A 26,060-nucleotide genomic window follows, 5' to 3' on the forward strand; every position below is an offset into this window, starting at 1 on the left:
AACCAGGTTTTACCGTCGTAAAATATTGCCGCCGTGCATAAGGCGGAATATTGTCGCATAGTATTTGTTGGAAAAACCGCGCGGCGACAGCCGCCGGACGGTTTTTTTCTGCGCGGGGGCTGGGCGCAGCGGTGTAGGAACGGCGGTGGTCCCGTCAGGAGCCGGCGTAGTATTCCGGAACGATCAGAGTGACTTCCAGTCCACCGTCCGCATGGTTGGACAGCATGACGTTGGCGCCGTGCTGCTCGGCGATATTGCGGGCGATGGTCAGCCCCAGGCCGGTGCCGCCGGATTCGCGCGAGCGCGAGGTTTCGATGCGGTAGAACGGTTCGAACACGCGCGCCATCTGGTCCTGGTCGATGCCGGGACCGCCGTCGCGGATGCGGATGCGGGCGGCGCCGACCATGCGCTCGACCGTCACGTTGGCGTAATGTCCATATTTCACCGCGTTGTCGATCAGGTTGACCAGGCAGCGGCGGATCGCCAGCGGACGTCCCATCAGCGCCATCGCCGCCCTGCCGCGCAGCTCGACCTGCTGGCCGCCGTCGGTGGCGTCGCTGCACACGCTGTCGAGTAGCGAATCGAGGTCCAGCGCCTGCATGGTTTCGGTGGTGTCCATGCTGCGCGCCAGGTCCAGGCCTTCCTTGACCATCTGCTGCATCGCCGACAGGTCGTCGATCAGGCGCTGCTGCAATTCCGCGTCGCCGACTTTTTCCAGCCGCAGCCGCAGGCGGGTCAGCGGGGTTTGCAGGTCGTGCGTGATCGCCGCCAGCATTTGCGTGCGCTGCATGATGTGCTGGCGGATGCGCGCCTGCATGGCGTTGAAGGCGGCGCTGGCCTGGCGGATTTCCGCCGCGCCGCTCAGCACCACCGGCGGGTGGTTGATGTCGTTGCCCAGGTCCTTGGCGGCCTGCGCCAGCAGCTTCAGCGGACGCACCGTCATGCGCGTGACCAGGTAGGCCAGCGCGGTAATGCTGATGAGGAAAGGCAGCATGGTCAGCAGCTCGCTGTGGGCCGACGGCGGCGGCGAGCGCGGCGGCAGCACGGACAGCTTCAGCACCTGGCCGTCGTGCAGCCGCACGTTCATGGTTTCGCAGGTGCCGCGCCACTGGCTGGGCGCGAACATATTGGGGGACTGGCGCGGCAGGTCGCAGGCGGCCGGATGCTCGACCAGCGGGCCCAGCTTGAAGCCGTCGCCCAGGCGCTGCTGCAAGGTGGCGGAAAATTCGGTCTGCGGCAACGCGGTGGCGCTCGGCACGTCGCTGCGCTCCAGGCGCACCGTGCCGCGATTGGCCATGCGCAGGTAGGTCGGGCGCGACGCTTCCGGCAGCACGTCCGCCGTGGTGATCAATTGTTCGGCCCGCTCCAGCGCATGGAAATCGCGGTAGCGTTCCAGCGCGCGCGTGCGTTCGCCGACGGCCAGCCACTGGGTCAGCGCCGCCGAGGCGACGATACCGAGCAGCAGGATCAGGAACACGCGCCCGGTCATTGATCCGAAAAAGGCTTTCACGCTAGCGGCTCCACGGTCACTTGTCCGGCCAGCACGTAGCCGCCGTTGCGCACGGTCTTGATGATTTGCGGCAGGCGCGCGTCCTCGCCCAGCTTCTGCCGCAGGCGGCTGATCTGGATGTCGATCGAGCGGTCGAACGGATCGGCGTCGCGCCCCTGCGTCAGGTTCAGCAGCTGGTCGCGGTTGAGCACGCGGTTCGGATGCTCGAGGAAGACCTTGAGCAGGCGGAACTCGGCGCCCGACAGCATGATGACGATGCCGTCCGGATTGAGCAGGTGGCGCGCGGTCAGGTCCAGGGTCCAGCCGGAAAAGCGCATTTGCTGCGCCTTGTCGGTGCCGCTGCCGGACGGCATGGCGTTACTGCGGCGCAGCACGCTGCGGATGCGCGCCAGCAGCTCGCGCGGCTCGAACGGCTTCGGCAGGTAGTCGTCGGCGCCCATCTCGAGGCCGAGGATGCGGTCCAGCGGTTCGTTGCGGGCGGTCAGCATGATCACCGGCAGCGTCGAGTGGGCGCGCAGCTTGCGGCACAAGGTCAGGCCGTCGTCGCCCGGCAGGTTCAGGTCGAGCACGACCAGGTCGGGGCGGGCTTCGTCGAGCAGCTTCCACATGGCGATCCCGTCGGCGGCGCACAGGGCGCGGTAACCGTTAGATTCGAGGTAATCTGCCAGCAGGGTGCGGATGTCGCGGTCGTCGTCGACGATCAAGATAGTAGATGTGGGTTCCATATGCTAATTATCCCCAGTTCGGCCCCGTGTGACCAATCACCAATTGTATCGTCTTGTATATGACCATAGGGTCGAAACATATGGATACAAAAACTTCGGGCCGCGAAACTTGGCGGCAACCTAGCGCTGCCAACATGGGTTCAAGCGCGGTGACCAACGCACTGCGATACCTAACTTTCAATGATAAAGGAACGACCATGAACGTCTTACGCAAAAGCATACTGATCGGTTTTACCGTACTGGGTATGGCCGCCGCACAGGCACAGGATACGACGCCGCCGGCCGGCCGTCACGGCGCCGTCGTCAGCAAGGAGCAGATGCAGGCCAAGATGGCGGAAATGTTCGCCAAGCGCCAGGCCAAGCTGCACGACCTGCTGAAGCTGACCGCGCAACAGGAATCGGCCTGGGCGACCTACCAGGCGGCGATCAAGCCGGCCGCCACCGGCGCGGCTGACCACACATCGTTCGCCACCTTGTCGGCGCCTGATCGCCTGAGCAAGATGATCGAGATGGCCAAGCAGCACGAAGCGAAGATGGAGGCGACGCTGCCGGCGCTGACCGCGTTCTACGGCCAGCTGACCACCGAGCAGAAAGCCATCTTTGACGACAATACGATGGGCGGCAAGCATGGCGGTTTCCACGGCCATCGCGGCGGCTGGGGCGGCCACCGCGGCTGAGCCTAGTTCAGGCGGGACAGGGACGCGGTGAACTTCGCCGCGTCCTGGAAGCCGATGACGCGGGCGCCGTCGATTTCCTTGCCGGCCTTGTCGAACAGGATGATGCCCGGCGGGCCGAACAGGCCGAAACGCTTCAGCATGGCCTTGTCGTCGGCATCGTTGGCGGTCACGTCCACTTGCAGCAGCATGGTGTTGGCCAGCCTGGCGCGCACTTGCGGATCGACGAAGGTCAGTTTTTCCATCTCCTTGCAGGACACGCACCAGTCCGCGTAGAAGTCCAGGATCGCGGTCTTGCCGCCGGTTTGCGCCAGCACGGCGTCGAGCTGCTGCACGGTCTTGACGCGCTGGAAGGCCAGCGGCGCCTCATGCTTGCCGCCGGTCAGGTGGGCCAGCGGCGCCAGCGGATCGCGGCCGCCGCTGACCACGCCGATCAGCTGCATCAGGCCCAGCACGGCGACGATCACGCCCACCGACTTGGCCACCCACTTACCCGAATTCATCAGCAGATACATGCCGTAGCCGACGAACAGCGCGGCCCAGCCCAGCATCTGCACCGCCGCCGGCAGCACCGGCGCCACCAGCCACCAGCCCATCGCCAGCATCAGCACGCCGAAGAAGCGCTTGACGGCGTCCATCCACATGCCGGCGCGCGGCAGCAAGGCGCCGGCCGAGACGCCGACCAGCATCAGCGGCACGCTCATGCCGACCGCCATCGCGAACAGCGCGGCGCCGCCGATGACGACGTCGCGGCTCTGGCTGATGTAGACCAGCGCGGCCGCCAGCGGCGCGGCCACGCACGGGCCGACGATCAGCGCGGAGATGGCGCCCATCACGAACACGCCGGCCAGCTTGCCGGAAGATTGACGGTTCGACACGGTGCTCAGCTTGGACTGCAGCGCGGCCGGAACCTGCAGCTCGTAGAAGCCGAACATCGACAGCGACAGGATAGCCATCAACACGCCGAAGCTGCCCAGCACCCACGGATTTTGCAGCGCGGCGGCCAGGCCCTCGCCCGCCAGTCCGGCAGCCACGCCGAGCGCGGTGTAGACGATGGCCATGCCCAGCGAGTAGGTGACCGACAGCAGCAAGCCGCGGCCACGGCTGCTGCTGGCGCCTTCGCCGACGATGATCGAGGACAGGATGGGCACCATCGGCAGCACGCACGGGGTGAACGACAGGCCCAGGCCCAGCAGCGCGAACAGCGGCAGGATGACCAGCAGCTTGCCGCCTTTCAGGGCCGCTTCCAGGCGGCCGGATTCGGTGGCCGGGGCGGCGGCTGCGGCAACCGGCGGAGCTGGCGGCGGGATGACGGCGACCTTGGGCGTCGGGATGGCGACGATGGTGACGCCCGGCGTGACGGCGGCGGGCGTGCCTTCGCCGATGGCGGCGGCCGGAGCGGACGATGCGCCCGCTGCGGCGGCACCGGCTGAGGGCGACGCGGTCGCAACCGCAGCAGCTGCAGGCAGCGGCACGCTGCCGCTGCCCACCAGCTGTATCTTGTAATCCTGCGGCGCGTAGCACAGGCCCTTGTCCGAGCAGCCCTGGCCGGTGGCCAGCAGCGTGAACGCGCCGGCGGCATCGACCGGCATCGTCATGGTGACGGTCTTGCGATAGGTCTCGACGTTCTTGCCGAAGGTTTCATCGAAGTGCACGGTGCCGGCCGGGATGGCCAGCGCGCCCAGCTTGGCGCCGTCCGCCTTGAACTTGAAGCGCTCGCGGTACATATAGTAGCCGTCGGCGATCTGGAAGCTGACCGACAGCGTATGGCCGTCGACCATCTGCGCCGAGAATTTGAAGGCCGCATCCGGCTCCAGGAAACCGTCATCGGCCAGCGCGGGACGAGCCAGCAACAGGGCGATCAGCGACAGCAGCGGGGCGAACAGACGGGCGAAACGGAGCATGAGTTTTCTTTCGACGAAACGAGCACCAGCATAGTACACCGGGGCTGCTTTTCCCGCCTGAGGCGGGGCTTAATCCCTTCTTAATCCCAGCAACGTCTCCGGTTTTTGTGAGAAACTCAACACTTTCCCGCTCAGGAGCAACAGATGACCAACACCCGCCCCCTGCTGTTTTCCGTCCTGGCGCTGGCCCTGGCGTCGGCCAGCGCGCAAGCCCCCGTCAAGGCCCTGAGCGCGATCTCGGCGCCGGAGATCCTCGGCCACATCACGACGCTGGCGTCGGACGACTTCGAGGGCCGCGCGCCGGGCTCCCCGGGCGAAGCGAAGACGGTCGCCTACATCGAGCAGCAATTCAAGAAGCTGGGCCTGAAGCCGGGCAACCCCAACGGCAGCTGGATACAGGCCGTGCCGATGCGCGGCCTGACGCCGACGCCAACCTTCAGCTACCAGGTCGGCGGCAAGACGGTGGCGTTGAATTTCCCGGAAGACTATGTTGCCCATTCGACCAGCCAGCCGACCAGCGTCAACGTCGCCAATTCCGAGATCGTGTTTGTCGGCTACGGCGTGCAGGCGCCGGAATATGGCTGGGATGACTACAAGGGCGTCGACGTGCGCGGCAAGACCATCCTGATGCTGATTAACGACCCGGCCGTTCCCGACCCGAAGGATCCATCGAAACTGGATCCGTCCATGTTCAAGGGCAACGCCATGACCTACTATGGACGCTGGACCTACAAGTACGAGATCGCCGCCAGGCTGGGCGCGGCGGCCGCCATCATCATCCACGAGACCAAGCCGGCCGCCTATCCGTGGGACGTGGTGCGCAGCGGCGGCAACGCCGAGCAGTTCAGCCTGCTGCGCGACGGCGCCGATCCGGACGCGCCGACGGTGCCGGGCTGGATCCAGCTGGCCAAGGCCAGGGAGCTGATGGCAGCCGCCGGCTACGACTTCGACACGCTGAAAGCCCAGGCGCTGACCCGGGACTTCCGTCCCGTCGGCCTGAAGGCCACGGCGGACTTCAAGGTGGACAACACCGCGCGCACCGTCAACTCGAACAACGTGGTGGCGATGATACCCGGCAGCGATCCCAAGCTGAAGCATGAATACGTGATCTACAGCGCCCACTGGGACCACCTGGGCATGGACGAGCGGCTGCCGGGCGAGCGCAGCAAGCAGATCTATCACGGCGCGCTGGACAACGCCTCCGGCATCGCCGCGCTGCTGGAGATCGCCAAGGCCTACAAGGCGCTGCCGAAGGCGCCCAAGCGCTCCATCCTGTTCGTGGCGACCACGGCCGAGGAGCGCGGCCTGCTGGGCGCGAAATACTACGCCAGCCATCCGCTGTATCCGCTGAAGCAGACGGTGGCCAACATCAATATCGACGGCATCAACGCCTGGGGCAAGACGGCGCAGATCGAGAACGTGACGTCGGGCCATTCAAGCATCGACGGCCTGCTGGAGAAATATGCGAAGACGCAGGGCCGGCTGATGGAGAAGGATAGCCGGCCGGAGCTGGGCAGTTTCTACCGCGCCGACCAGCTGGAGTTCGCGCGCGTGGGCGTGCCGGTGCTGTACACCAAGGCCCGCAGCCGCTACCTGGACAAGCCGGACAGCTATGCGCACGAGGTGGTCGACAGCTATGTCGCGCACGACTACCACCAGGTGACCGACAACGTCCGCAACAACTGGGACTTCAGCGGCGCGGTGCAGGACATCCAGCTGCTGTTCCAGGTCGGGCTCGACATCGCGCAGGGCACCACGCCGGAATGGAGCGCCGGCTCGGAGTTCAAGGCGGCCGGCGACCAGCGCCTCAAATAAAAAAAAGCCAGGCTGAGCCTGGCTTTCTTCTAACGTTGCTGCAACTGCGAAGATTACTCTTCCGCGGTTGGGGCGCTGTCGATGTCGGTGACTTCTGGACGGTCCATCAGCTCAACGTAAGCCATTGGAGCGTTGTCGCCAACACGGAAACCCATTTTCAGGATGCGCAGGTAGCCGCCGTTGCGGTTTGCGTAGCGTGGGCCCAGTTCTGCGAACAGCTTCAGAACCATTTCACGATCGCGCAGGCGGGAGAATGCCAGACGCTTGTTAGCCAGGGTGTCGGTCTTGCCCATGGTCAGGATAGGCTCAACTACGCGGCGCAGCTCTTTAGCTTTTGGCAGCGTGGTTTTGATGGCTTCATGACGCAGCAGGGAAACGGTCATGTTGCGCAGCATAGCCAGACGGTGGGACGAGGTACGATTCAGTTTACGGAGGCCGTGACGGTGACGCATGGTACTTCCTTTCAGGTGTTTAAATCCGAGTTCTTCGATCGCTCACGTTTGACGGGGAGCGCGGACCGGTTCTAGGGATATACGCCCGGCACAACATGCGCCGGGCGGGTACTACAAAATGCAAATCAGTTGGTAACAGGACCGAACATCGCTGCGCGATGTCCGGCACTGTCACCCAATTTGTTATTTTTCCAGGCCTGCAGGCGGCCAGTTTTCCAGCTTCATGCCCAGGGTCAGGCCGCGGGAAGCCAGCACTTCCTTGATTTCGTTCAGGGACTTGCGGCCCAGGTTCGGCGTCTTCAGCAGTTCGTTTTCCGAACGCTGGATCAGGTCGCCGATGTAGTAGATGTTTTCCGCTTTCAGGCAGTTGGCCGAACGGACGGTCAGCTCCAGGTCGTCCACCGGACGCAGCAGGATAGGATCGACCAGCGGTGCGCGCGATGGGGCTTCGGCAGCGGCTTCGGTGCCTTCCAGGGCGGCGAACACGTTCAGTTGATCGACCAGCACGCGGGCCGATTGACGGATCGCTTCTTCCGGCGAAATCACGCCGTTGGTTTCGATGTTGATGATCAGCTTGTCCAAGTCGGTACGCTGTTCCACGCGAGCGGACTCGACGAAGTAGGAAACGCGGCGCACCGGCGAGAACGATGCATCCAGAATGATGCGGCCGATGGTCTTGTTGGTGTCTTCGGACAGGCGGCGTACGTTACCCGGCACATAGCCACGGCCTTTTTCGACTTTGATCTGCATGTCCAGTTTGCCGCCGGCGGTCAGGTGAGCGATCACGTGGTCCGGATTGATCAGTTCCACGTCGTGTGGCAGATCGATGTCCGAAGCCAGGATGGCGCCTTCGCCTTCCTTTTTCAGGGTCAGGGTGACGGAGTCACGGTTGTGGACTTTGAAGACCACGCCCTTCAGGTTCAGCAGCAGGTCAACGACGTCTTCCTGCACGCCGTCGAGCGACGAGTATTCGTGTACAACGCCCGCGATCGTCACTTCGGTCGGCGCGTAGCCCACCATCGACGACAGCAGCACGCGACGCAGCGCATTACCCAATGTATGGCCATAGCCGCGTTCGAACGGCTCCATCACTACTTTAGCGTGGCCGGCGCCCAGCGCCTCTACATCGATAATACGTGGCTTCAACAGACTGTTTTGCATGTAAATGTCCTTTTCAATACCCTCGGCGCGTTAGGCCGATAAGGCTGATGGCATTAGTGAAAACGCCCACTCGAGCGAGTGGGCGGGTTTTGGTGCTGCTAGACTACAGATTAACGCGAGTACAGTTCGACGATCAGCGATTCGTTGACGTCGTTGGCGATCTCGTTGCGCTCTGGCAGGGACTTGAAGGTGCCTTCCATTTTCTTGGAGTCGACCGACACCCAAGCTGGCATGCCGACTTGTTCAGCCAGCGACAGCGCTTCAACGATACGCACTTGCTTTTTCGACTTTTCGCGGACAGCGATGACGTCGCCGACTTTGACCACGTACGAAGCGATGTTCACAACCTGGCCGTTCACGGTGAAGGCTTTGTGCGATACCAGCTGACGCGCTTCAGCGCGGGTCGAGCCGAAGCCCATGCGGTATGCGACGTTGTCCAGGCGGGTTTCCAGCAGCTTCAGCAGGGTTTCGCCGGTGTTGCCCTTGCGGCGGTCGGCTTCTGCGAAGTAGCGACGGAACTGACGTTCCAGCACGCCGTACATACGCTTGACTTTTTGCTTTTCGCGCAGCTGGTTGCCGTAGTCCGAGGTGCGGGCACCCGACTTGACGCCGTGCTGGCCTGGTTTGACGTCCAGTTTGCACTTGCTGTCCAGCGAGCGACGTGCGCTCTTCAGGAACAGGTCAGTACCTTCACGACGGGAGAGTTTTGCTTTAGGTCCGATATAACGTGCCACGATGCTTCCTTTTTTTAAATGATGACGCCCCAGCTGTGCCAGCACAGTTAGGCGCTAGTCCTGACCTCACGGGCCGGACGTGGCTAAAGTCTGCCGGCATATCAGCCAGACAGACGACAATAGCCGGGCAGTATAACCGTTTCCGGTCATCTGCTCCAGCGATTTTTTTAACAGCGGGAAGGAGGCGAAGCGAACTTCGCCGCCGACCGGACTATTAGATACGACGACGTTTTGGAGGACGGCAGCCGTTGTGCGGCACTGGGGTAACGTCCTGGATCTCGGTGATCTTGATGCCCAGGTTGTTCAGTGCGCGCACTGCGGATTCACGACCAGGACCAGGGCCCTTGATGCGCACTTCCAGGTTCTTCACGCCGCACTCAACCGCGACTTTACCAGCTGCTTCAGCCGCAACCTGCGCTGCGAACGGGGTCGATTTACGCGAACCCTTGAAGCCAGCACCACCGGAGGTTGCCCACGACAGCGCATTGCCCTGACGGTCGGTGATGGTAATGATGGTGTTGTTGAAGGAAGCGTGAACGTGCGCGATACCTTCGGCAACGTTCTTCTTGACCTTCTTGCGTACGCGCGCTGCTGCTGCGCTGCTTTGTTGCTTAGCCATGTGATTTCCCTAGATTATTTCTTGAGCGATTGAGCGGCTTTGCGCGGGCCCTTGCGGGTACGTGCATTGGTGCGGGTGCGCTGACCGCGGACCGGCAGGCCCTTACGGTGACGCATGCCGCGGTAGCAACCCAGATCCATCAAACGCTTGATGTTCATGGACAGTTCGCGGCGCAGATCGCCTTCGACGATGAATTTAGCTACTTCATCGCGCAGCTTTTCCAGTTCGCTGTCGTCCAGATCCTTGACCTTTTTATTGGTCGCGATACCCGTTGCGGCGCAGATGAACTTTGCGCGTGGACGGCCTACACCGTAGATGGCCGTCAGGCCGATAACGGTGTGCTGATGATTGGGGATATTAACCCCTGCAATACGTGCCATTCGTTATTCCTCGATAAATAACGGTTATTAACCTTGACGCTGCTTGTGACGTGGTTCGACGCAGATTACGCGAACAACGCCCTTGCGCTTGATGATCTTGCAGTTGCGGCAGATCCGCTTGACTGAGGCGTTAACTTTCATTTTGCTCTCTCTTCTTGGTTCGATTATCTATAGTTACTTGGTCCGGAACACGATGCGTGCGCGGCTCAGATCGTAAGGTGTCAGCTCTACCGTCACCTTGTCGCCAGGAAGAATGCGGATATAGTTCATCCGCATTTTACCCGAAATATGCCCGAGCACCACGTGTCCGTTTTCCAGCTTTACTCGAAATGTTGCATTCGGGAGATTCTCAAGAATCTCGCCCTGCATCTGTATGACGTCGTCTTTTGCCATTCGGTATGTTTACCGCGCTTATCGCGTCGGAATTCCGCCCTTGAAATTTGCTTTGCGCAGCAGCGATTCATATTGCTGCGACATCACGTAGTTTTGTACCTGCGCCATGAAGTCCATGGTCACAACTACAATAATCAACAGAGAGGTGCCGCCAAAATAAAACGGTACCTTCCACTCGGCTTGCATGAATTCCGGCAACAAACACACCAAAGTGATGTAGATGGCGCCAGCCAGTGTCAAACGTGTCAGGATCTTGTCGATGTAACGGGCAGTCTGCTCACCGGGACGTATCCCTGGCACAAAGGCCCCGCTCTTCTTCAAGTTATCCGCTGTTTCCTTGCTGTTGAAGACCAGCGCTGTATAGAAGAAACAGAAAAACACGATCGCAATGGCGTACAACAGTGCGTGGATGGGCTCGCCTGGCCCCATCGATGCTGCCAAATCTTTCAGGAACCGGACCGCCGGGTTGGCCGTGTCGGCGCCCGTCGTAAACCAGCCCACGATCGTTGCCGGGAACAAGATAATCGACGAAGCGAAGATCGGTGGGATCACGCCGGCCATGTTCAATTTCAATGGCAGGTGCGACGTTTGTCCACCGTAAATCTTGTTACCCACCTGGCGTTTCGCATAGTTCACCAGAATCTTGCGTTGGCCACGTTCGACAAACACCACGAAGAACGTCACCGCCACAACCAGGATCATGATGATGATCGCGGACAAGGCACCGATCGAACCGTTGCTCACCGACGAGGCCAGGCCTCCCAGCGCGCCCGGCAGGCCGGCGGCGATACCCGCGAAGATGATGATCGAGATGCCGTTACCGAGACCGCGCTCGGTAATCTGCTCGCCCAACCACATCACGAACATGGTTCCGGTCAACAGCGTCACGACCGTCACGAAACGGAATGCAAAGCCTGGATCCAGCACCAGGCCAGCTTGCGACTCCAGTGCGACTGCAATGCCGAACGCCTGGAACGACGCCAGCACCACCGTGAAATACCGGGTGTACTGGGTGATCTTGCGACGGCCTGCTTCGCCTTCTTTTTTGAGCGCTTCCATCTGCGGCGAGACGATCGACACCAGCTGCATGATGATCGAGGCCGAGATGTAAGGCGTGATACCCAGCGCAAAGACTGTGAAGCGCGCGAGAGCGCCACCGCTGAACATGTTCAACATGCCCAGGATGCCACCCTCTTGCGACTTGAACAGCGCGGCCAATTGTACCGGATCGATCCCGGGAACCGGGATGTGAGCGCCGATACGATAAACCACCAATGCGCCAAGCAAGAACCAGAGCCGGCCCCAGGGGAAACCAGCTGCTGCACTTTTAGCTAATTGTGGGTTAGTCGCCAATTTTCGCTCCGATCAAGCTGTTAGCGGTCAACTCAGGCTACCGAGCCGCCGGCTGCTTCGATGGCGGCTTTCGCGCCAGCGGTCACTTTCAGGCCTTTGAGGTTCACCGCTTTGGTGATCTCGCCGGACAGAATGACGCGCACGTCGCGTGCCAGCACGCTCAGTACGCCAGCTTGCTTCAGCACCAGGATGTCGACATCGCCGACAGCCAGCTTGTTCAGGTCGGACAGGCGCACTTCAGCTTTGAAGGTGGCGTTGAGCGACTTGAAACCGCGCTTAGGCAGACGGCGTTGCAGAGGCATCTGACCGCCTTCGAAACCGACTTTGTGGAAGCCGCCCGAACGCGATTTTTGACCCTTGTGACCACGGCCCGAGGTTTTACCCAGACCGGAGCCGATACCGCGGCCGACGCGACGCTTGTAGTGCTTAGCGCCATCGGCTGGTTGTATGGTATTCAGTTCCATGATTTCTCCGTGTGTAAGCCCGGGGGCTTACGCAACTACTTTAACGAGGTACGAGACTTTGTTGATCATGCCGCGCACGGATGGGGTGTCTTGCAGCTCGGAGACCGAGTTGACGCGACGCAGGCCCAGACCGCGGACGGTGGCACGGTGATCTTCACGCGTGCCGATCAAGCCCTTGACCAATTGTACTTTGACGGTTTTAGTTGTCATGTCGTTCACCTTAGCCCAGGATCTCTTCTACCGACTTGCCGCGTTTCGCAGCAATTTCAGCAGGAGTACTCATTTTTGCCAGACCATCCAGCGTGGCGCGCACCAGGTTGTAAGGGTTGCTCGAGCCGGTGGATTTCGCCACGACGTCGGTCACGCCCATTACTTCGAAGATTGCGCGCATTGCGCCGCCGGCGATGACGCCGGTACCTGGTTTCGCAGGCGACATCATCACTTTCGATGCGCCGTGACGGCCGGTAACGGTGTGCTGCAGGGTGCCGTTCTTCAGGGAGACCTTGATCAGGTTGCGACGGGCTTCTTCCATTGCCTTCTGCACACCAACCGGTACTTCCTTCGACTTGCCCTTGCCCATGCCGATGCGGCCATCGCCGTCACCAACCACGGTCAGCGCGGCGAAACCCATGATACGACCACCCTTGACCACTTTGGTCACGCGGTTGATCGCGATCATTTTTTCGCGCATGCCGTCATCCGGCTTGTCGCTTGCCATTTTTGCTTGCATTTTTGCCATGATCGTTCCTTAGAACTTCAGACCGGCTTCGCGCGCGGCTTCTGCCAGCGCCTTCACACGGCCGTGGTAACGGAAACCGGAGCGGTCGAACGCGACTTCGGTAATCCCTGCTTTCAGTGCTTTCTCTGCGACGCGCTTGCCGACGATCGCGGCAGCAGCAGCGTTGCCGCCCTTGCCCGATTTGCCAGCCAGTTCGTTGCGCACTTCGACTTCTGCCGTGGAGGCCGATACCAGTACTTTGGCATCCGGCGAGATCAGGTTCGCGTAGATATGCAGGTTAGTGCGGTGTACCGACAGGCGGTTCACTTTCTGTTGCGCGATCTTGATCCGGGTTTGGCGTCCGCGGCGCAGACGTGATTCTTTCTTGTCCATCGTCAGCCCCTAGTTACTTCTTCTTGGTTTCTTTAATCTTAACCACTTCGTCCGCATAACGGACGCCCTTGCCCTTGTAAGGCTCAGGGGAGCGGTAAGCGCGAACTTCAGCAGCCACTTGGCCCACTTGCTGACGGTCGATCCCTTTGATGATGATCTCCGTCGGCGTTGCGGTAGCGCAGGTGACGCCGGTTGGCATGGCGTGCACGACAGGGTGCGAGAAGCCCAGCGACAGATTCAGCTTGTCGCCTTGCGCTTGCGCCTTGTAACCCACACCGACCAGGTTCAGCTTTTTCTCGAAACCCTTGGTCACGCCAACCACCATGTTGTTGACCAGTGCGCGCAGCGTACCGGACATGGCATTGGCTTCGCGGCTGTCATTAGCGGCGACGAAGCTCAGGGTTCCTGCGTTGTTTTCCACCTTTACCTGGCCGTTCAGGGCCTGGGTCAAGACGCCCAGCGGGCCCTTGACGGTGATCGCTTGCGCGGAGATGGCGACATCAGCGCCAGCTGGCACAGCGATTGGCATTTTAGCTACACGAGACATGTCTAACTCCTTATGCGACGTAGCAAATAACTTCGCCGCCGACACCGGTAGCGCGTGCTTTGCGGTCAGTCATGACGCCTTGCGGAGTCGACACGATCGCCACACCCAAGCCATTCATCACAGTAGGGATCTCGTCTTTGCCCTTGTAGACGCGCAGGCCCGGACGGGACACGCGCTCAAGGCGCTCAATGACGGGACGGCCAACATAATACTTCAAACCGATTTTCAGTTCCGCCTTGCCACCAGCTTCGGCTACGGCGAAATCTTCAATGTAACCCTCGTCCTTGAGGACGTTGGCAATCGCAATTTTAACTTTCGACGATGGCATGGCCACGGTCGTCTTTTGCACGCCTTGGGCGTTACGAATGCGGGTCAGCATATCGGCGATAGGATCGCTCATACTCATTGCATATTCTCCTATTACCAGCTTGCTTTAGTCATACCCGGGATCTCACCACGCATGGCGAATTCACGGAGCTTGATACGGCCCAGACCGAATTTACGGAAAGTGCCGCGTGGACGACCGGTGACGGCGCAGCGGTTACGCTGGCGAGTCGGTGCCGAGTTACGTGGCAGCGCTTGCAGCTTCAGGCGCGCTTCGTAACGTTCTTCTTCCGACTTCGACTGGTCATCAATGATGGCCTTCAGCGAGGCGCGCTTGGCGGCAAACTTGTTTGCCAGGTCGACGCGTTTCTGCTCACGGTTAATCAGTGCGAGTTTTGCCATGATCTTCTTAGTTCCTGAACGGGAATTTAAAGGCGGCGAGCAGAGCTTTCGCTTCGTCGTCGGTCTTGGCGGTGGTGGTGATCGAAATGTTCATACCACGCAGCGCATCGATCTTGTCGTACTCGATTTCCGGGAAGATGATCTGCTCTTTCACGCCGATGTTGTAGTTACCACGGCCATCGAACGAGCGGCCATTGACACCACGGAAATCGCGCACGCGCGGCAGGGCCACGGTGATGAAGCGATCGAGGAACTCGTACATGCGAGCGCCGCGCAGGGTGACCATGGTACCGATCGGGTAGCCTTCACGGATCTTGAAACCCGCGATAGCTTTGCGCGACTTGGTCGTCACCGGCTTCTGGCCGGCGATCTTGGTCAGGTCGCCGACAGCGTGCTCGAGGACTTTCTTGTCCGCGATGGCCTCACCAACACCCATGTTCAGGGTGATCTTGGTCAGACGTGGAACTTCCATCACCGACTTGTAACCGAATTTCGCGGTCAGGTCGGCGACGACTTTTTCTTTATAGAATTCTTGGAGACGTGCCATGATTTCTTAAGCCTTCACTACTTCGCCGGACGATTTGAAGACGCGGACTTTTTTGCCATCCACTTCTTTGAAACCGACACGGTCTGCCTTGCCAGTCGCTGCATTGAACAATGCAACGTTGGACACGTGAATCGGCATAGTCTTATCGACGATACCACCTTGTACGCCAGTCATTGGGTTAGGCTTGGTCGCTTTTTTGGCGACGTTGATGCCTTCAACCACGACATGCTCAGCATCGATACGCTGCTGAACGACGCCACGCTTGCCCTTGTCTTTCCCGGTCAGAACGATGACTTCGTCGTTTTTACGAATCTTATCCATTACGACTCCTTACAGGACTTCCGGTGCCAGGGACACGATCTTCATGAACTTTTCAGTGCGCAGCTCGCGCGTCACTGGTCCAAAAATACGGGTACCGATCGGTTCCAGCTTGGCGTTCAGCAGAACGGCAGCGTTGCCGTCGAACTTCACCAGGGAACCGTCTTGGCGGCGAACACCTTTAGCGGTGCGCACTACCACGGCGTTATAAATTTCACCTTTTTTGACACGACCGCGTGGCGCAGCAACCTTAACGGTTACCTTGATCACGTCGCCGATGCCAGCATAACGGCGCTTGGAGCCGCCCAATACCTTGATGCACATGACTTCTTTGGCACCGGTATTGTCAGCCACTTCGAGCCGGCTTTCAGTTTGAATCATAGTATTCTCTTTCCCAACTTAAGCCGAAGAATCCACACAATGCGGACCCGCGGTCAGTCTTGGTCCCGCCAGAGTGCCCTGCTGGGCCCACTGTTTGGGTGCTTGACCTTCGTACTGCACTGACCGCACGGTTCTGCGTCTGTGGCCAGACACTTTGCGGCGTTACATGAACGAAGCCCGCAAGTATTACATACAACTCGCGGGCTTGCAAGAACTAATTGAAGCGCCCCCGCTGTTGCCAGCGGGGGCGTGCACTTCAATTAAACGATTTGTGCGGCTTGCACCACACGGGTCACGGTCCATGCCTTCGTTTTGGAGATCGGACGACCTTCCACGATTTCCACCGTGTCACCGGCTTTCACCTGGTTGGTCTCGTCGTGCGCGTGGTACTTGTTCGAGCGCACGATGATCTTGCCGTACAAAGGATGTTTCACGTGACGTTCGATCAGAACGGTAACGGTCTTGTCCATCTTGTCGGACACCACCTTACCGATCAGCGTGCGCTTGAGCGGCTTGTTCACTGTTTCGGTCATTTGGCTTCCTTGGTGTTCATTACCGTTTTTACACGTGCGATATCGCGACGTACCTTCTTGAGCTGCGAAGTATTGCTCAGCTGTTGCGTAGCGATTTGCATACGCAGGCCGAATTGTGCCTTCAACAGGTCATTCAGCTCTTTTTGCAGAGCTACCTGGTCTTTGCCGCGGAGTTCAGATGCTTTCATATTTCACTCCTGTTATTGGCCGACTTGGCGGATCACGAACGTGGTCGCCAGTGGCAGTTTGGCAGCGGCCAGGCGGAATGCTTCGCGCGCCAGTTCTTCTGCGACGCCATCCATTTCGTACAGGACTTTGCCTGGACGGATTTCAGCGACGTAGTACTCCGGATTACCTTTACCGTTACCCATACGGACTTCGGCAGGCTTGTTCGAGATCGGTTTGTCCGGGAACACGCGAATCCAGATACGGCCGCCACGTTTGATGTGACGGGTCATGGCGCGACGTGCTGCCTCGATCTGGCGTGCCGTGATACGACCACGGGCAACGGCTTTCAGACCGAACTCGCCGAACGACACCGAAGTGCCGGCGGTGTGCGAAATGCCGGTGTTACGGCCTTTCTGCTCTTTACGATACTTTCTGCGTGCTGGTTGCAGCATGATTATTCTCCTGCTTTCTCGGCCGGCTTGGCGGCGCTGCGCACACGGGCTGCACCTGGAGCGGCTGGTTTCGCACCGGCGCCGGCACCGGCTGGGCGCGGACGGCCAGCTGGTTTGCCGTCGTCACGACGTGGGCCACGTGGCTTCTTCTCGTCTGGCGGGGTATCGATGACTGGTGCGTCGCCGTTAGGCGCGCGGTCACCCTTGTATACCCAGACCTTGACGCCGATGATGCCGTAGGTGGTCGAAGCTTCGCTGGTGCCGTAGTCGATATCGGCGCGCAGGGTGTGCAGTGGCACACGGCCTTCGCGATACCACTCTTTACGAGCGATTTCGATACCGTTCAGACGACCCGACGACATGATCTTGATGCCCAGGGCACCCAGACGCATGGCGTTTTGCATCGCACGCTTCATCGCGCGGCGGAACATGATGCGCTTTTCCAGCTGCTGGGCGATCGAATCGGCGATCAGCTGCGAGTCGATTTCCGGCTTGCGGATTTCTTCGATGTTCACGTGGACAGGCACGCCCATGATCTTGGTCAGCGCCGACTTCAGTACTTCGATGTCTTCGCCTTTTTTACCAATGACCACGCCCGGACGCGAGCTGTAGATCGTGAAGCGCGCGTTCTTGGCAGGACGCTCGATGACGATGCGGCCGACCGAAGCGTTCTTCAGCTTGGTCTTCAGGTAAGCGCGTGCTTTCAAGTCTTCGTTGAGCATCGAGGCAAAGTTGCTGTTGCCCGCGTACCAACGCGACGCCCAGTTACGGGTAACCGACAGGCGGAAGCCGGTTGGGTGAATTTTTTGACCCATTTTTAGCTCCTTAGTTGCCGACGGTCACGTAAATGTGACACGATTGTTTCGAGATACGATCGCCCCGGCCTTTAGCGCGTGCAGTGAAGCGCTTCAGGATCGGGCCCTTTTCGACGTAGATCGTTTTCACGAACAGTTCGTCGATGTCCGCGCCGTCATTGTGCTCGGCGTTGGCGATAGCCGACTCCAGCACTTTCTTGATGATGGTCGCGCCCTTTTTTGGGCTGAATTGCAGAATGTTGAGTGCAGCGTCAACTTTCTTGCCGCGGATCTGGTCGGCCACGAGGCGGCCTTTTTGATCCGACAAGCGCACACCCTTGAGGATAGCTTTGGTTTCCATTATTTCTTCGCCTTCTTGTCAGCGGCATGGCCCTTGAACGTGCGGGTCAGCGCGAATTCACCGAGCTTGTGACCAACCATGTTCTCGGAGACGTACACCGGCACGTGCAGCTTGCCATTGTGGACGGCGATCGTCAGGCCGATGAAGTCAGGCATGATGGTCGAACGACGGGACCAGGTTTTGATTGGCTTTTTGTCTTTGGCTGCTTGTGCGGCTTCGACTTTTTTCACCAGGTGGGCGTCACAGAACGGCCCTTTTTTCAATGAACGAGTCATGTGCTACCCCTTATTTCTTGCCGCGGCGCGAGACGATCATGGAAGAAGTGCGCTTGTTGCTGCGGGTCTTCTTACCCTTCGTCTGTTGGCCCCAAGGCGACACTGGATGACGACCAGCTGCAGTTTTACCTTCACCACCACCGTGCGGGTGATCGACCGGGTTCATGACCACACCGCGAACGGTAGGACGAACACCGCGCCAGCGCATGGCACCGGCCTTACCGATCTTACGCAGGCTGTGCTCGGCATTGCCGACTTCACCCACGGTTGCACGGCACTCGATGTGCACGCGACGCACTTCACCCGAGCGCAGGCGCACTTGAGCGTAGGTACCTTCGCGGGCCATCAGGACCACGCCGGCGCCGGCGGTACGGGCCATCTGGGCACCCTTACCTGGCAGCATTTCGACGCAGTGCATGACGGTACCGACTGGGATGTTGCGGATCGGCAGGCAGTTGCCCGACTTGATCGGCGCTTCCGAACCGTTCATCACGGTGTCGCCAACGCTCATGCCTTTGGTGGCGATGATGTATTGACGCTCGCCGTCGGCGTAGCACAGCAGGGCGATATTCGCGGTGCGGTTAGGATCGTATTCGATACGTTCCACTTTCGCAGGAATGCCATCCTTCTGACGCTTGAAGTCGATCAGGCGATAGTGCTGCTTATGACCACCGCCGATGTGGCGGGTGGTGATGTGGCCGTTGTTGTTACGACCAGCAGTTTTCGATTTTTTCTCAACCAGGGCTGCGAACGGACGACCTTTGTACAGGTCCGGGTTCACAACTTTCACCATGCCGCGACGGCCTGGGGAGGTTGGCTTCATCTTAACGAGTGCCATTATTTAGCCTCCTCGGAGAAATTGATTTCCTGGCCAGGTTTCAGGCACACGAAAGCACGCTTGGTATGGTTGCGGCGGCCGGTGTGGGCACCGGAACGCTTCTGCTTACCTTCGCGGTTGACGGTCTGCACCGATTCCACTTCCACTTTGAACAGCAGTTCAACAGCGGCTTTGATTTCTGGCTTGGTCGCGTCGGTGGTTACACGGAACACGATCTGTTCGTTCTTTTCCGCGACCATGGTGGCCTTTTCGGAAATGACCGGAGCCAGCAGCACCTTCATCAGGCGCTCTTCGCTAAATTTCAATGCGCTCATGCCAGCATCTCCTCAATCTTAGCCAGTGCAGCTTTGGTGACCAGGATCTTCTTGTAGAACACCAGGGACATTGGATCTGCGTGACGTGGTTCAACAACCAGTACGTTAGGCAGGTTACGCGATGCCAGTTCCAGGTTTTCGTTGGCGACGTCGGTGATGATCAGAACCGAGTCAAAGCCCATGCCGGTCAGCTTTTGCGACAGCAGCTTGGTCTTTGGCGCTTCGATCGTCAGGTCTTCGATGATCGTCAGGCGATCTTCGCGGGCCAGCTGGGACAGGATCGAGCAGATACCTGCGCGATACATCTTCTTGTTCACTTTGTGGGTGAAGTTCTCGTCAGGCGAGTTCGGGAAGATGCGACCACCGCCGCGCCACAGTGGCGACGACGACATACCAGCACGAGCGCGGCCGGTACCTTTTTGGCGCCATGGCTTCTTGGTCGTGTGGTGGACTTCTTCACGGTCTTTTTGTTTACGGTTGCCGCTGCGAGCATTGGCTTGGTAAGCAACGACGACTTGGTGGATCAGGGCTTCGTTGTAGTCACGGCCGAAAATGGTGTCGGCGGCAGCTACGTTAGAGGCGGCTTGACCTTGAGCGTTCAAGAGCTTGAGTTCCATCGTTTAAGCTCCCTTCTTTGCTTTAACTTTGACAGCAGGCGATACAACGACCTGGCCGTTTTTCGCGCCTGGGATCGCGCCTTTGACCAGCAGCAGCTGACGGTCGGCATCGATACGGGCGATTTCGAGGTTCTGCACAGTGCGGGTGACGTCACCGAGGTGACCGGTCATGCGCTTACCTGGGAACACGCGGCCTGGATCTTGCGCCATACCGATGGAACCTGGAACATTGTGCGAACGGGAGTTACCGTGGGTGGCACGGCCCGAAGCAAAGTGGTGACGCTTGATGGTACCGGCATAGCCTTTACCGATCGTGACACCTTGAACGTCGATCTTTTGACCGACTTCGAACAGGGAAGCGGCAACGACATCGCCAGCTTTCAGTTCGGCAGCTTTGGTAGCGTCGACGCGGAACTCTTTCAACAGAGTACCGGCTTCAACACCAGCTTTAGCGTGGTGACCAGCAACAGCCTTCGTTACGCGGGAAGCGCGACGTTGACCGAATGCGACCTGAACAGCGGAATAACCGTCAGTTTCAGGAGTTTTGATTTGCGCAACACGGTTGTTCGATACGTCCAACACGGTGACTGGGATCGAATCCCCGTCATCGGTGAAGATGCGCATCATACCAACCTTGCGACCGAGAAGGCCAAGGCTCATTTTTTCTCCAATTCCCACCTACGATTGGGCGGGGATATGTTGAACTACTAAAATTAGTACGGATCAATAAAAAGGCGTATCCATACCGAAGCCGGCTAGTGTAGCGTGAAAAGACACTTGACGCAACAACTTAATACGAGGTATGTCGGGTTTTCACGGCAACGATTCCTGCTCGGCATCGTTGCCAATTCCATACCAGTCGAAGCGGCGGGTGGCCACCATCACCGCGCCCAGCGCCGTGAACAGCAGCAGGCTGCCCAGCACCAGCGCATTGTTTTCCGAGATCAGCAGGCCGTACAGCGCCGAATACAGCAGCACCAGCCCGGCGCCAAAGCCGCCGGCGCGCACGCGGCTGCGCAGCACAGCCGCCAGGTAGTAGGTGATCAGCGCGATGCAGGCGCCGGCGGCGATCAGGTACGACACCAGAAAGTCGATATGCTCGGACAGGCTGACCAGCAATAGAAAGAACATGATCAACGCCAGCCCCACCAGCGTGTACTGGATCGGGTGGATCGGCAGGCGCTTGAGGATCTCGAACACGAAGAAGGCGGCAAAGGTCAGTGCCACGAACAGCAGGCCGTATTTGGTGGCGCGATCGGCCTGCGAGTAGATGTTGACCGGCTCGATGAAGCCGATGTTAAAGCTGTCCAGCTTGGTGTGCGCGTCGGCGGCACCGGCTGGCAGCGCGCCCGCCACTTCCTGCGCCGTCAGCTGCTGCTGGGCGCCGCTGGCCATGGCCGACACCCGCCAGCCCGCCTTGAAGCCGGCCTCGCCGATATTGCGCGTCTCCGGCAGGAAGTTGCCGCCGAACTGGGGATGCGCCCAGTTCGATTCCACCGTGACGATGTTGTTGATGCCGACCGGAACGAAGTGCTGCCGCTCGGTGCCGGCCAGGCGCAGCGAGAAGCCGAACGGTATCGTCGCGCCGGCCGCCTTCAGCTCGGCCAGGTCCAGCTGCACGTGCATGCCGCCGGGGTAGCCGGGCAGGCGCGCGCCCTGCTCGAACTTGTAATTGCGGCCGGCCACGATCACGGCCGGAATGTCGCGGATGCCGCGCACGTCCGACACCGACAGCGCGATATACGGCCGCCCCATGGTCAATTGGGAGGATGGACTCTCGCGCGGGAAGTCGCCGAGTGCTGGCAGGCTGAAGTCGCCGGCGAAGCTGTGGCCGCCGCTGTACATCAGCACCTGGTGGATGCCGCGATAGCGCCGCTCCGTGTTGATCTTGCTGGCGATCTTCAGTTCGTTCGGGAACACCAGCTTGCGGCGGACCACCATGCGGGTGGTATCGCGATCCTTGATTTCCTCCGTGTACGGCAGCACCAGCACCGGCCCGATCACGCGCTGCTCGCGTACCGAATCCTCGGCAATGCTTTGCACCGCCTGCTCATGAAAGCGCAGGCGTTCGTTGATCGTGCCTTCGACCATCATCAGCGGCAAGCCGATCAACAGCATCAGCCCGAAGATGATCAGGCATTTGAGTAGTAGTTTTTTTTGCATGGCGATTCCTCTGGTTGAAAGTGCTACCAGTGTAGAAACGCCATATGCGTTGTTGATGCGTTCTGTGTGAAGTCAGAGCGTCAACGGCAGCGGCAGGCGCAGCTCGGCGCGGCAGCCGCCCTGCTCCGCGTTCGCGACGGTGACGGAACCGCCGTGCAGGGCCGCCACCTCGCGCACGAACGGCAGGCCGAGTCCGGTGCTCTTGGCGCCGGCCGGCCGGGGCAGCGAGTAGAAGCGCTCGAACACGCGTTCCACCGCATAGTCCGGGATGCCCGGGCCGCCGTCGACGATGGCGATCACCGCCTCCGCCGCATCGCGCGCCAGCTCGATGCGCACTGCGCCGTCTTGCGGCGCGAAGTCGATCGCATTGTCCAGCAGGTTGCCGACGGCCTGACGCAGCAGCAGCGCATCGCCGCGCACCGTCAGCTGGGCCGGCGCGTTGAGCAGCAGGCGCAGGCCGCGCTGCCGCAACCGGCTGTCCGCGTCGGCGGCTACCTGGCCCAACAACGCCGCCAGCCCCACCGGCCCGGCTCCGTCCAGCCCCTGCTGCTGCTCGACGCGCACCAGGGCCAGCAGCTTGTCGATCAGCTGCTTCTGGCGCGCATTCTGGCTCAGTATGTTGTCGAGAAAGCGGCGCGCCTCTTCCGCCGGCACGCCTTCCGCCAGCAGCTCGGCCGAACCCTGGATGGCGGCGATCGGGCTTTTCAGTTCATGCGCCAGCGTGTGCATCAGCTGCTCGGCGTATTCCTTGCCCTCGAGCCGGGTGCGCATCGCGTGCAGCGCGCGCCCCAGCGTGCCGATCTCGTTGTTGCCCAGCGCCGGCGGCGCCACCTTGTGGCCGGCCTCGGCCTCGGACACGTAATGCATCAGCTGCCGCAGCGCGCGCGCCAGCCACCATGCAAACCCCAGGCCGATCAGCAGCGACAGCACCAGCAGCACCGTGCCGCGCTGCAGGATCTTGCGCTGGCTGCGGTCGACGAAGGCCTGCACGCTGGACAGGGGCTTGGCCACCGTCAGCACGCCGATGATGCGCTCGCCGTCCATGATCGGCGCGGCCACGTGCATCACGGTGCTGCGGTCGTCGCCTTCGACGGTGCGGGTGCTGCGCGCGCCATACTTGCCCTGCAGCGTCAGGTAGACATCGTTCCAGCGCGAGTAATCCTTGCCGGTCGCCGCGCCTTCGGAATCGTAGACCACGATGCCGCGCGCATCGGCGATGTAGACGCGGTAGTCCAGCTTGCGCTTGGTCACGCCATTGATCACCACGCTCACGCGGCGGCGGCCGTAGTCGTGCATGCCGGCCAGCTTGGGGCTGGCCCGCAGGGCGCCGGACTTCATGTCCTCGGCCACCACCCCGGCCAGCAGTTCGGCGGTGTCGACCAGCGTATCTTCCAGGGTCGAACGCACGCCGGGCTTGACCTCGGCCACGAACACATTCAGCAGGAACCACGCGGCCAGCCCGACGATGAGGAAATAGCCCAGCAGGATGCGCAGGCCGATCCTCATGCGGCCAGACTGTAGCCCATGCCGCGATGGGTGAGGATGGGATCGGTGTCGGCGTCGATCAGGCGCAGCTTGGCGCGCAGCGATTTGACGTGGGCGTCGACGGTGCGCTCCAGCGTGTCCGGCGCGTCGGTCCAGACGCGGTCCATCAGCTGCGCGCGCGACAGCACGTGCGATGGATGCTCGAGCAGGGTCTTCAGCAGCAGGTATTCGTAGCGGGTCAGATCCAGCGGCTGGCCGCAGTACAGGATGCGCGCTTCCTGCGGCCGCAGCTCGAAACCGGCCGCGGCGGATGGCGCCGCAGCGGTCGCGGAGCGCGGCGCCGGTGGCGTCATGCGGCGCAGGATCACGCGGATGCGCGCCACCAGCTCGCGCGGCGAGAACGGCTTGGTCACATAATCGTCGGCGCCGATCTCCAGGCCGACGATGCGGTCGATTTCGTCGCTGCGGGCGGTCAGGAACATGATGGGCGCATCGGAGAACTGGCGCAGGCGGCGGCACACTTCGAGCCCGCTCATGTCGGGCAGGCCGACATCGAGCACCACCAGCAGCGGCGCCGGCTCGGCGCGCATGGCCGCCAGCGCCTGCTCGCCCAGCGTCACATGCAGCGGCGTGAAGCCGTCGGTGCGCAGGGCATAGGCGATGCTGTCGGCAATCGCCTGCTCATCCTCGACGATCAGGATGGTCTTACTCATAAGGTTCCAGCGTTGTCATCATGCGCCAACTCTACCGCTCATGCAAAGGGAAGTCCAGCCATCAGCGACGGAAGCCTATCTTCGGTGGCCACTGCCTAGCCGTATGCAAGATTCGCAGAATAGAGATTCGGTCGCCGTCTATTCGATAGACCATCACATAGTGGCGATGGATGACAAGTTCACGGGTACCCGGTTGCCGCCCTTCCCGCCCCAGTTGAGGATGAAATAAAAGCAGAGCTGTCCTGGCCTCTACCTGGCGCATCAACCTTTCTGCGCCGAGACTACTACCACTGGAAATCTTGCGGAGAATTGCCGCCAAATCAGCAAGCGCTCTCGCTTTCCAGTTCACGGCATGCACTGTGGCCTCTCAGCTTAATTTAAGCTCGGCACGTATCAGGCGCATTGCCTCCTCGTGGGGAATGGCAGGGCTCGGATCATCCAGCGCCTCTTGAACTTCAGCTTTAAACCATGCTTCATATTCTTGGTCAGGCACAGATAAATGCGGGTTCCCGCCACTGTCAAACGAACTGCCGTCCACCTCAAACTGATAGATGCCAAGTTCACGCAAACATAGTTCGACTTCTGATAGCGTCTTGAATTCCAGAAGCTTCTCCGTGTGTGCCGCGCTGAATGCCCGCACACCGGAATCGGTATAAATACAGACGTGCCAGCAGCCGTTGGCACCGACTGCCGACACGTTGAATTCTTCATCCGAGGCAAGCAGGGCGCGTAGCCCCACTTGATCCAAAGTATTCGTCCGCATAGCAATTCCTTCACAATTTTCTTGGGCATCGATTTCACTCTAGCACGGCATCTCGCCATCGCAATAGATCTGCGCCAAAAACAATGGGGCCGGGCGTGTTCGCTTGCGCGAACAGGCCCGGCCCCATCATCAGCTGGCGATGCGGAAAACTCCGCGCGCCGGCTTGAATCAATTATTGCAGTTTGATTTCGACGTCAACGCCAGCTGGCAGGTCCAGCTTCATCAGTGCGTCAACGGTCTTGTCGGTTGGGTCGACGATGTCCATCAGGCGCTGGTGGGTACGGATCTCGAACTGGTCGCGCGAGGTCTTGTTGACGTGTGGCGAACGCAGAACGTCGAAACGCTGGATGCGGGTTGGCAGTGGGACTGGGCCCTTGACAACGGCGCCGGTGCGCTTAGCGGTGTCAACGATTTCCAGTGCGGACTGGTCGATCAGCTTGTAGTCGAAAGCTTTCAGACGGATACGGATTTTCTGGTTTGGTGCGGACATGATGATTCCTTAAAAGAGCGAACTGGCAACTTTGTAGCGCCAGCAATGTTTAAAAGAACGAGGTATTACAGGAAAGGCCGACATGGTATCACACCATGCCGGCCTTGTTCCAACCAGGCTTAAAAATTAAGCGATGATTTTAGCTACAACGCCTGCGCCAACGGTACGACCGCCTTCGCGGATTGCGAAGCGCAGACCTTCTTCCATCGCGATCGGGTTGATCAGCTTGACGGTGATCGACACGTTATCGCCTGGCATAACCATTTCTTTGTCCGCTGGC

40 protein-coding genes are annotated in these 26,060 nt (G+C 60.3%); 2 read left to right on the forward strand and 38 right to left on the reverse strand.

The features are described from left to right. Positions 1 to 154: 154 nt before the first annotated feature. Positions 155 to 1,510 carry an ATP-binding protein gene (locus ABWW33_RS31480; protein ID WP_176655260.1) on the reverse strand — a complete coding sequence of 452 codons (1,356 nt, stop codon included), beginning with the start codon at positions 1,508 to 1,510 and terminating at the stop codon, positions 155 to 157. Next, positions 1,507 to 2,235, reverse strand: a complete 729-nt coding sequence (locus ABWW33_RS31485) for a response regulator (protein WP_176655259.1) — start codon at positions 2,233 to 2,235, stop codon at positions 1,507 to 1,509. The genes ABWW33_RS31480 and ABWW33_RS31485 overlap by 4 nt, the downstream gene beginning before the upstream one ends. Positions 2,236 to 2,432: 197 nt before the next feature. On the opposite strand from ABWW33_RS31485, the gene ABWW33_RS31490 reads away from it, so the two are divergent. Beyond that, entirely contained in the window at positions 2,433 to 2,912 is a 480-nt protein-coding gene (locus tag ABWW33_RS31490) for a Spy/CpxP family protein refolding chaperone (protein WP_176655258.1), read from the forward strand. Positions 2,913 to 2,914: 2 nt separating this feature from the next. Here ABWW33_RS31490 and dsbD read toward each other — a convergent pair whose 3' ends face one another. After that, positions 2,915 to 4,813 carry a protein-disulfide reductase DsbD gene (gene dsbD, locus ABWW33_RS31495; protein ID WP_353405378.1) on the reverse strand — a complete coding sequence of 633 codons (1,899 nt, stop codon included), beginning with the start codon at positions 4,811 to 4,813 and terminating at the stop codon, positions 2,915 to 2,917. A 144-nt stretch (positions 4,814 to 4,957) separates the two neighbouring features. On the opposite strand from dsbD, the gene ABWW33_RS31500 reads away from it, so the two are divergent. Then, the gene (locus ABWW33_RS31500; RefSeq protein WP_353405380.1) at positions 4,958 to 6,628 is read left to right on the forward strand and encodes a M20/M25/M40 family metallo-hydrolase; all 1,671 of its coding nucleotides are present in this window, start codon (positions 4,958 to 4,960) and stop codon (positions 6,626 to 6,628) included. Between the two features lie 53 nt (positions 6,629 to 6,681). On the opposite strand, the gene rplQ is transcribed toward ABWW33_RS31500, so the two are convergent. The 35 genes from rplQ to ABWW33_RS31675 form a co-directional block, all read right to left on the reverse strand. Beyond that, complete coding sequence (gene rplQ, locus ABWW33_RS31505) at positions 6,682 to 7,080, reverse strand: 50S ribosomal protein L17 (RefSeq protein WP_176655255.1); 399 nt, start codon at positions 7,078 to 7,080, stop codon at positions 6,682 to 6,684. A gap of 183 nt (positions 7,081 to 7,263) precedes the next feature. Then, on the reverse strand, positions 7,264 to 8,241 hold the full coding sequence (locus ABWW33_RS31510; RefSeq protein WP_008444343.1) for a DNA-directed RNA polymerase subunit alpha: 978 nt from the start codon (positions 8,239 to 8,241) through the stop codon (positions 7,264 to 7,266). Positions 8,242 to 8,351: 110 nt separating this feature from the next. Next, on the reverse strand, positions 8,352 to 8,975 hold the full coding sequence (gene rpsD, locus ABWW33_RS31515; protein ID WP_176655254.1) for a 30S ribosomal protein S4: 624 nt from the start codon (positions 8,973 to 8,975) through the stop codon (positions 8,352 to 8,354). Positions 8,976 to 9,189: 214 nt separating this feature from the next. Further along, positions 9,190 to 9,594 carry a 30S ribosomal protein S11 gene (gene rpsK / locus ABWW33_RS31520; RefSeq protein ID WP_008444339.1) on the reverse strand — a complete coding sequence of 135 codons (405 nt, stop codon included), beginning with the start codon at positions 9,592 to 9,594 and terminating at the stop codon, positions 9,190 to 9,192. 14 nt (positions 9,595 to 9,608) lie between these two features. Next, positions 9,609 to 9,974: a 30S ribosomal protein S13 gene (gene rpsM / locus ABWW33_RS31525; RefSeq protein ID WP_008444337.1), complete on the reverse strand. Its 366-nt coding sequence runs from the start codon at positions 9,972 to 9,974 to the stop codon at positions 9,609 to 9,611. Between the two features lie 27 nt (positions 9,975 to 10,001). Further along, the gene (gene rpmJ / locus ABWW33_RS31530; protein ID WP_005663407.1) at positions 10,002 to 10,115 is read right to left on the reverse strand and encodes a 50S ribosomal protein L36; all 114 of its coding nucleotides are present in this window, start codon (positions 10,113 to 10,115) and stop codon (positions 10,002 to 10,004) included. Positions 10,116 to 10,148: 33 nt separating this feature from the next. Next, the gene (gene infA, locus ABWW33_RS31535) at positions 10,149 to 10,367 is read right to left on the reverse strand and encodes a translation initiation factor IF-1 (protein ID WP_005663428.1); all 219 of its coding nucleotides are present in this window, start codon (positions 10,365 to 10,367) and stop codon (positions 10,149 to 10,151) included. An 18-nt stretch (positions 10,368 to 10,385) separates the two neighbouring features. Then, positions 10,386 to 11,720 carry a preprotein translocase subunit SecY gene (gene secY / locus ABWW33_RS31540; RefSeq protein WP_117014456.1) on the reverse strand — a complete coding sequence of 445 codons (1,335 nt, stop codon included), beginning with the start codon at positions 11,718 to 11,720 and terminating at the stop codon, positions 10,386 to 10,388. Between the two features lie 32 nt (positions 11,721 to 11,752). After that, entirely contained in the window at positions 11,753 to 12,184 is a 432-nt protein-coding gene (gene rplO, locus ABWW33_RS31545) for a 50S ribosomal protein L15 (RefSeq protein WP_166097815.1), read from the reverse strand. A 27-nt stretch (positions 12,185 to 12,211) separates the two neighbouring features. Then, positions 12,212 to 12,394: a 50S ribosomal protein L30 gene (rpmD, locus tag ABWW33_RS31550; protein ID WP_090325890.1), complete on the reverse strand. Its 183-nt coding sequence runs from the start codon at positions 12,392 to 12,394 to the stop codon at positions 12,212 to 12,214. Positions 12,395 to 12,404: 10 nt separating this feature from the next. Continuing rightward, positions 12,405 to 12,923 (reverse strand): 30S ribosomal protein S5, encoded by a 519-nt coding sequence (rpsE, locus tag ABWW33_RS31555; protein WP_008444331.1) that lies wholly within the window; start codon positions 12,921 to 12,923, stop codon positions 12,405 to 12,407. A 9-nt stretch (positions 12,924 to 12,932) separates the two neighbouring features. After that, entirely contained in the window at positions 12,933 to 13,295 is a 363-nt protein-coding gene (gene rplR / locus ABWW33_RS31560) for a 50S ribosomal protein L18 (RefSeq protein ID WP_090325886.1), read from the reverse strand. Positions 13,296 to 13,308: 13 nt separating this feature from the next. After that, positions 13,309 to 13,842 (reverse strand): 50S ribosomal protein L6, encoded by a 534-nt coding sequence (gene rplF, locus ABWW33_RS31565; protein ID WP_176655253.1) that lies wholly within the window; start codon positions 13,840 to 13,842, stop codon positions 13,309 to 13,311. Positions 13,843 to 13,852: 10 nt separating this feature from the next. Beyond that, positions 13,853 to 14,248: a 30S ribosomal protein S8 gene (gene rpsH / locus ABWW33_RS31570; protein ID WP_008444325.1), complete on the reverse strand. Its 396-nt coding sequence runs from the start codon at positions 14,246 to 14,248 to the stop codon at positions 13,853 to 13,855. Positions 14,249 to 14,262: 14 nt separating this feature from the next. Next, positions 14,263 to 14,568: a 30S ribosomal protein S14 gene (rpsN, locus tag ABWW33_RS31575; protein ID WP_008444324.1), complete on the reverse strand. Its 306-nt coding sequence runs from the start codon at positions 14,566 to 14,568 to the stop codon at positions 14,263 to 14,265. 7 nt (positions 14,569 to 14,575) lie between these two features. Next, positions 14,576 to 15,115, reverse strand: coding sequence for a 50S ribosomal protein L5 (gene rplE / locus ABWW33_RS31580; protein ID WP_008444321.1), 540 nt, complete (start codon positions 15,113 to 15,115; stop codon positions 14,576 to 14,578). A 6-nt stretch (positions 15,116 to 15,121) separates the two neighbouring features. Next, positions 15,122 to 15,436 carry a 50S ribosomal protein L24 gene (gene rplX, locus ABWW33_RS31585; RefSeq protein ID WP_176655252.1) on the reverse strand — a complete coding sequence of 105 codons (315 nt, stop codon included), beginning with the start codon at positions 15,434 to 15,436 and terminating at the stop codon, positions 15,122 to 15,124. Between the two features lie 9 nt (positions 15,437 to 15,445). Further along, positions 15,446 to 15,814: a 50S ribosomal protein L14 gene (gene rplN, locus ABWW33_RS31590; RefSeq protein WP_008444317.1), complete on the reverse strand. Its 369-nt coding sequence runs from the start codon at positions 15,812 to 15,814 to the stop codon at positions 15,446 to 15,448. A 260-nt stretch (positions 15,815 to 16,074) separates the two neighbouring features. Beyond that, positions 16,075 to 16,347: a 30S ribosomal protein S17 gene (rpsQ, locus tag ABWW33_RS31595; RefSeq protein WP_166097829.1), complete on the reverse strand. Its 273-nt coding sequence runs from the start codon at positions 16,345 to 16,347 to the stop codon at positions 16,075 to 16,077. Further along, on the reverse strand, positions 16,344 to 16,535 hold the full coding sequence (rpmC, locus tag ABWW33_RS31600; protein ID WP_019923486.1) for a 50S ribosomal protein L29: 192 nt from the start codon (positions 16,533 to 16,535) through the stop codon (positions 16,344 to 16,346). The genes rpsQ and rpmC overlap by 4 nt, the downstream gene beginning before the upstream one ends. Positions 16,536 to 16,547: 12 nt before the next feature. Continuing rightward, positions 16,548 to 16,967, reverse strand: a complete 420-nt coding sequence (rplP, locus tag ABWW33_RS31605; RefSeq protein WP_176655251.1) for a 50S ribosomal protein L16 — start codon at positions 16,965 to 16,967, stop codon at positions 16,548 to 16,550. 2 nt (positions 16,968 to 16,969) lie between these two features. Beyond that, positions 16,970 to 17,782, reverse strand: coding sequence for a 30S ribosomal protein S3 (gene rpsC, locus ABWW33_RS31610; protein ID WP_176655250.1), 813 nt, complete (start codon positions 17,780 to 17,782; stop codon positions 16,970 to 16,972). A 10-nt stretch (positions 17,783 to 17,792) separates the two neighbouring features. Beyond that, positions 17,793 to 18,125 (reverse strand): 50S ribosomal protein L22, encoded by a 333-nt coding sequence (rplV, locus tag ABWW33_RS31615; protein WP_176362469.1) that lies wholly within the window; start codon positions 18,123 to 18,125, stop codon positions 17,793 to 17,795. After that, positions 18,122 to 18,397: a 30S ribosomal protein S19 gene (gene rpsS, locus ABWW33_RS31620; RefSeq protein ID WP_008444295.1), complete on the reverse strand. Its 276-nt coding sequence runs from the start codon at positions 18,395 to 18,397 to the stop codon at positions 18,122 to 18,124. The genes rplV and rpsS overlap by 4 nt, the downstream gene beginning before the upstream one ends. Before the next feature lie 10 nt (positions 18,398 to 18,407). Continuing rightward, positions 18,408 to 19,235, reverse strand: a complete 828-nt coding sequence (rplB, locus tag ABWW33_RS31625; protein WP_008444293.1) for a 50S ribosomal protein L2 — start codon at positions 19,233 to 19,235, stop codon at positions 18,408 to 18,410. After that, the gene (rplW, locus tag ABWW33_RS31630; protein WP_008444291.1) at positions 19,235 to 19,549 is read right to left on the reverse strand and encodes a 50S ribosomal protein L23; all 315 of its coding nucleotides are present in this window, start codon (positions 19,547 to 19,549) and stop codon (positions 19,235 to 19,237) included. The genes rplB and rplW overlap by 1 nt, the downstream gene beginning before the upstream one ends. Then, positions 19,546 to 20,166, reverse strand: coding sequence for a 50S ribosomal protein L4 (gene rplD, locus ABWW33_RS31635; RefSeq protein ID WP_026334873.1), 621 nt, complete (start codon positions 20,164 to 20,166; stop codon positions 19,546 to 19,548). The genes rplW and rplD overlap by 4 nt, the downstream gene beginning before the upstream one ends. A gap of 3 nt (positions 20,167 to 20,169) precedes the next feature. Next, a complete protein-coding gene (gene rplC, locus ABWW33_RS31640; RefSeq protein WP_008444287.1) occupies positions 20,170 to 20,826 on the reverse strand; it encodes a 50S ribosomal protein L3 in 657 nt (218 codons plus the stop codon). Between the two features lie 153 nt (positions 20,827 to 20,979). Beyond that, the gene (gene creD, locus ABWW33_RS31645; RefSeq protein ID WP_353405384.1) at positions 20,980 to 22,329 is read right to left on the reverse strand and encodes a cell envelope integrity protein CreD; all 1,350 of its coding nucleotides are present in this window, start codon (positions 22,327 to 22,329) and stop codon (positions 20,980 to 20,982) included. Positions 22,330 to 22,401: 72 nt separating this feature from the next. Next, entirely contained in the window at positions 22,402 to 23,835 is a 1,434-nt protein-coding gene (gene creC / locus ABWW33_RS31650; protein ID WP_353405386.1) for a two-component system sensor histidine kinase CreC, read from the reverse strand. After that, a complete protein-coding gene (gene creB / locus ABWW33_RS31655) occupies positions 23,832 to 24,527 on the reverse strand; it encodes a two-component system response regulator CreB (protein WP_353405387.1) in 696 nt (231 codons plus the stop codon). The genes creC and creB overlap by 4 nt, the downstream gene beginning before the upstream one ends. 61 nt (positions 24,528 to 24,588) lie before the next feature. After that, on the reverse strand, positions 24,589 to 24,885 hold the full coding sequence (locus ABWW33_RS31660; protein ID WP_353405389.1) for a type II toxin-antitoxin system RelE/ParE family toxin: 297 nt from the start codon (positions 24,883 to 24,885) through the stop codon (positions 24,589 to 24,591). A 9-nt stretch (positions 24,886 to 24,894) separates the two neighbouring features. Then, the gene (locus ABWW33_RS31665; RefSeq protein ID WP_353405391.1) at positions 24,895 to 25,290 is read right to left on the reverse strand and encodes an antitoxin PaaA2 family protein; all 396 of its coding nucleotides are present in this window, start codon (positions 25,288 to 25,290) and stop codon (positions 24,895 to 24,897) included. A 172-nt stretch (positions 25,291 to 25,462) separates the two neighbouring features. Continuing rightward, positions 25,463 to 25,780, reverse strand: coding sequence for a 30S ribosomal protein S10 (gene rpsJ / locus ABWW33_RS31670; RefSeq protein ID WP_005663509.1), 318 nt, complete (start codon positions 25,778 to 25,780; stop codon positions 25,463 to 25,465). A gap of 126 nt (positions 25,781 to 25,906) precedes the next feature. Further along, positions 25,907 to 26,060: EF-Tu C-terminal domain-related protein (locus ABWW33_RS31675; protein ID WP_509944966.1), on the reverse strand; the 154-nt coding region annotated here is incomplete at its 5' end.

The organism is Duganella hordei (assembly GCF_040369125.1).
Classification (GTDB): Bacteria; Pseudomonadota; Gammaproteobacteria; order Burkholderiales; family Burkholderiaceae_D; genus Rugamonas; species Rugamonas hordei.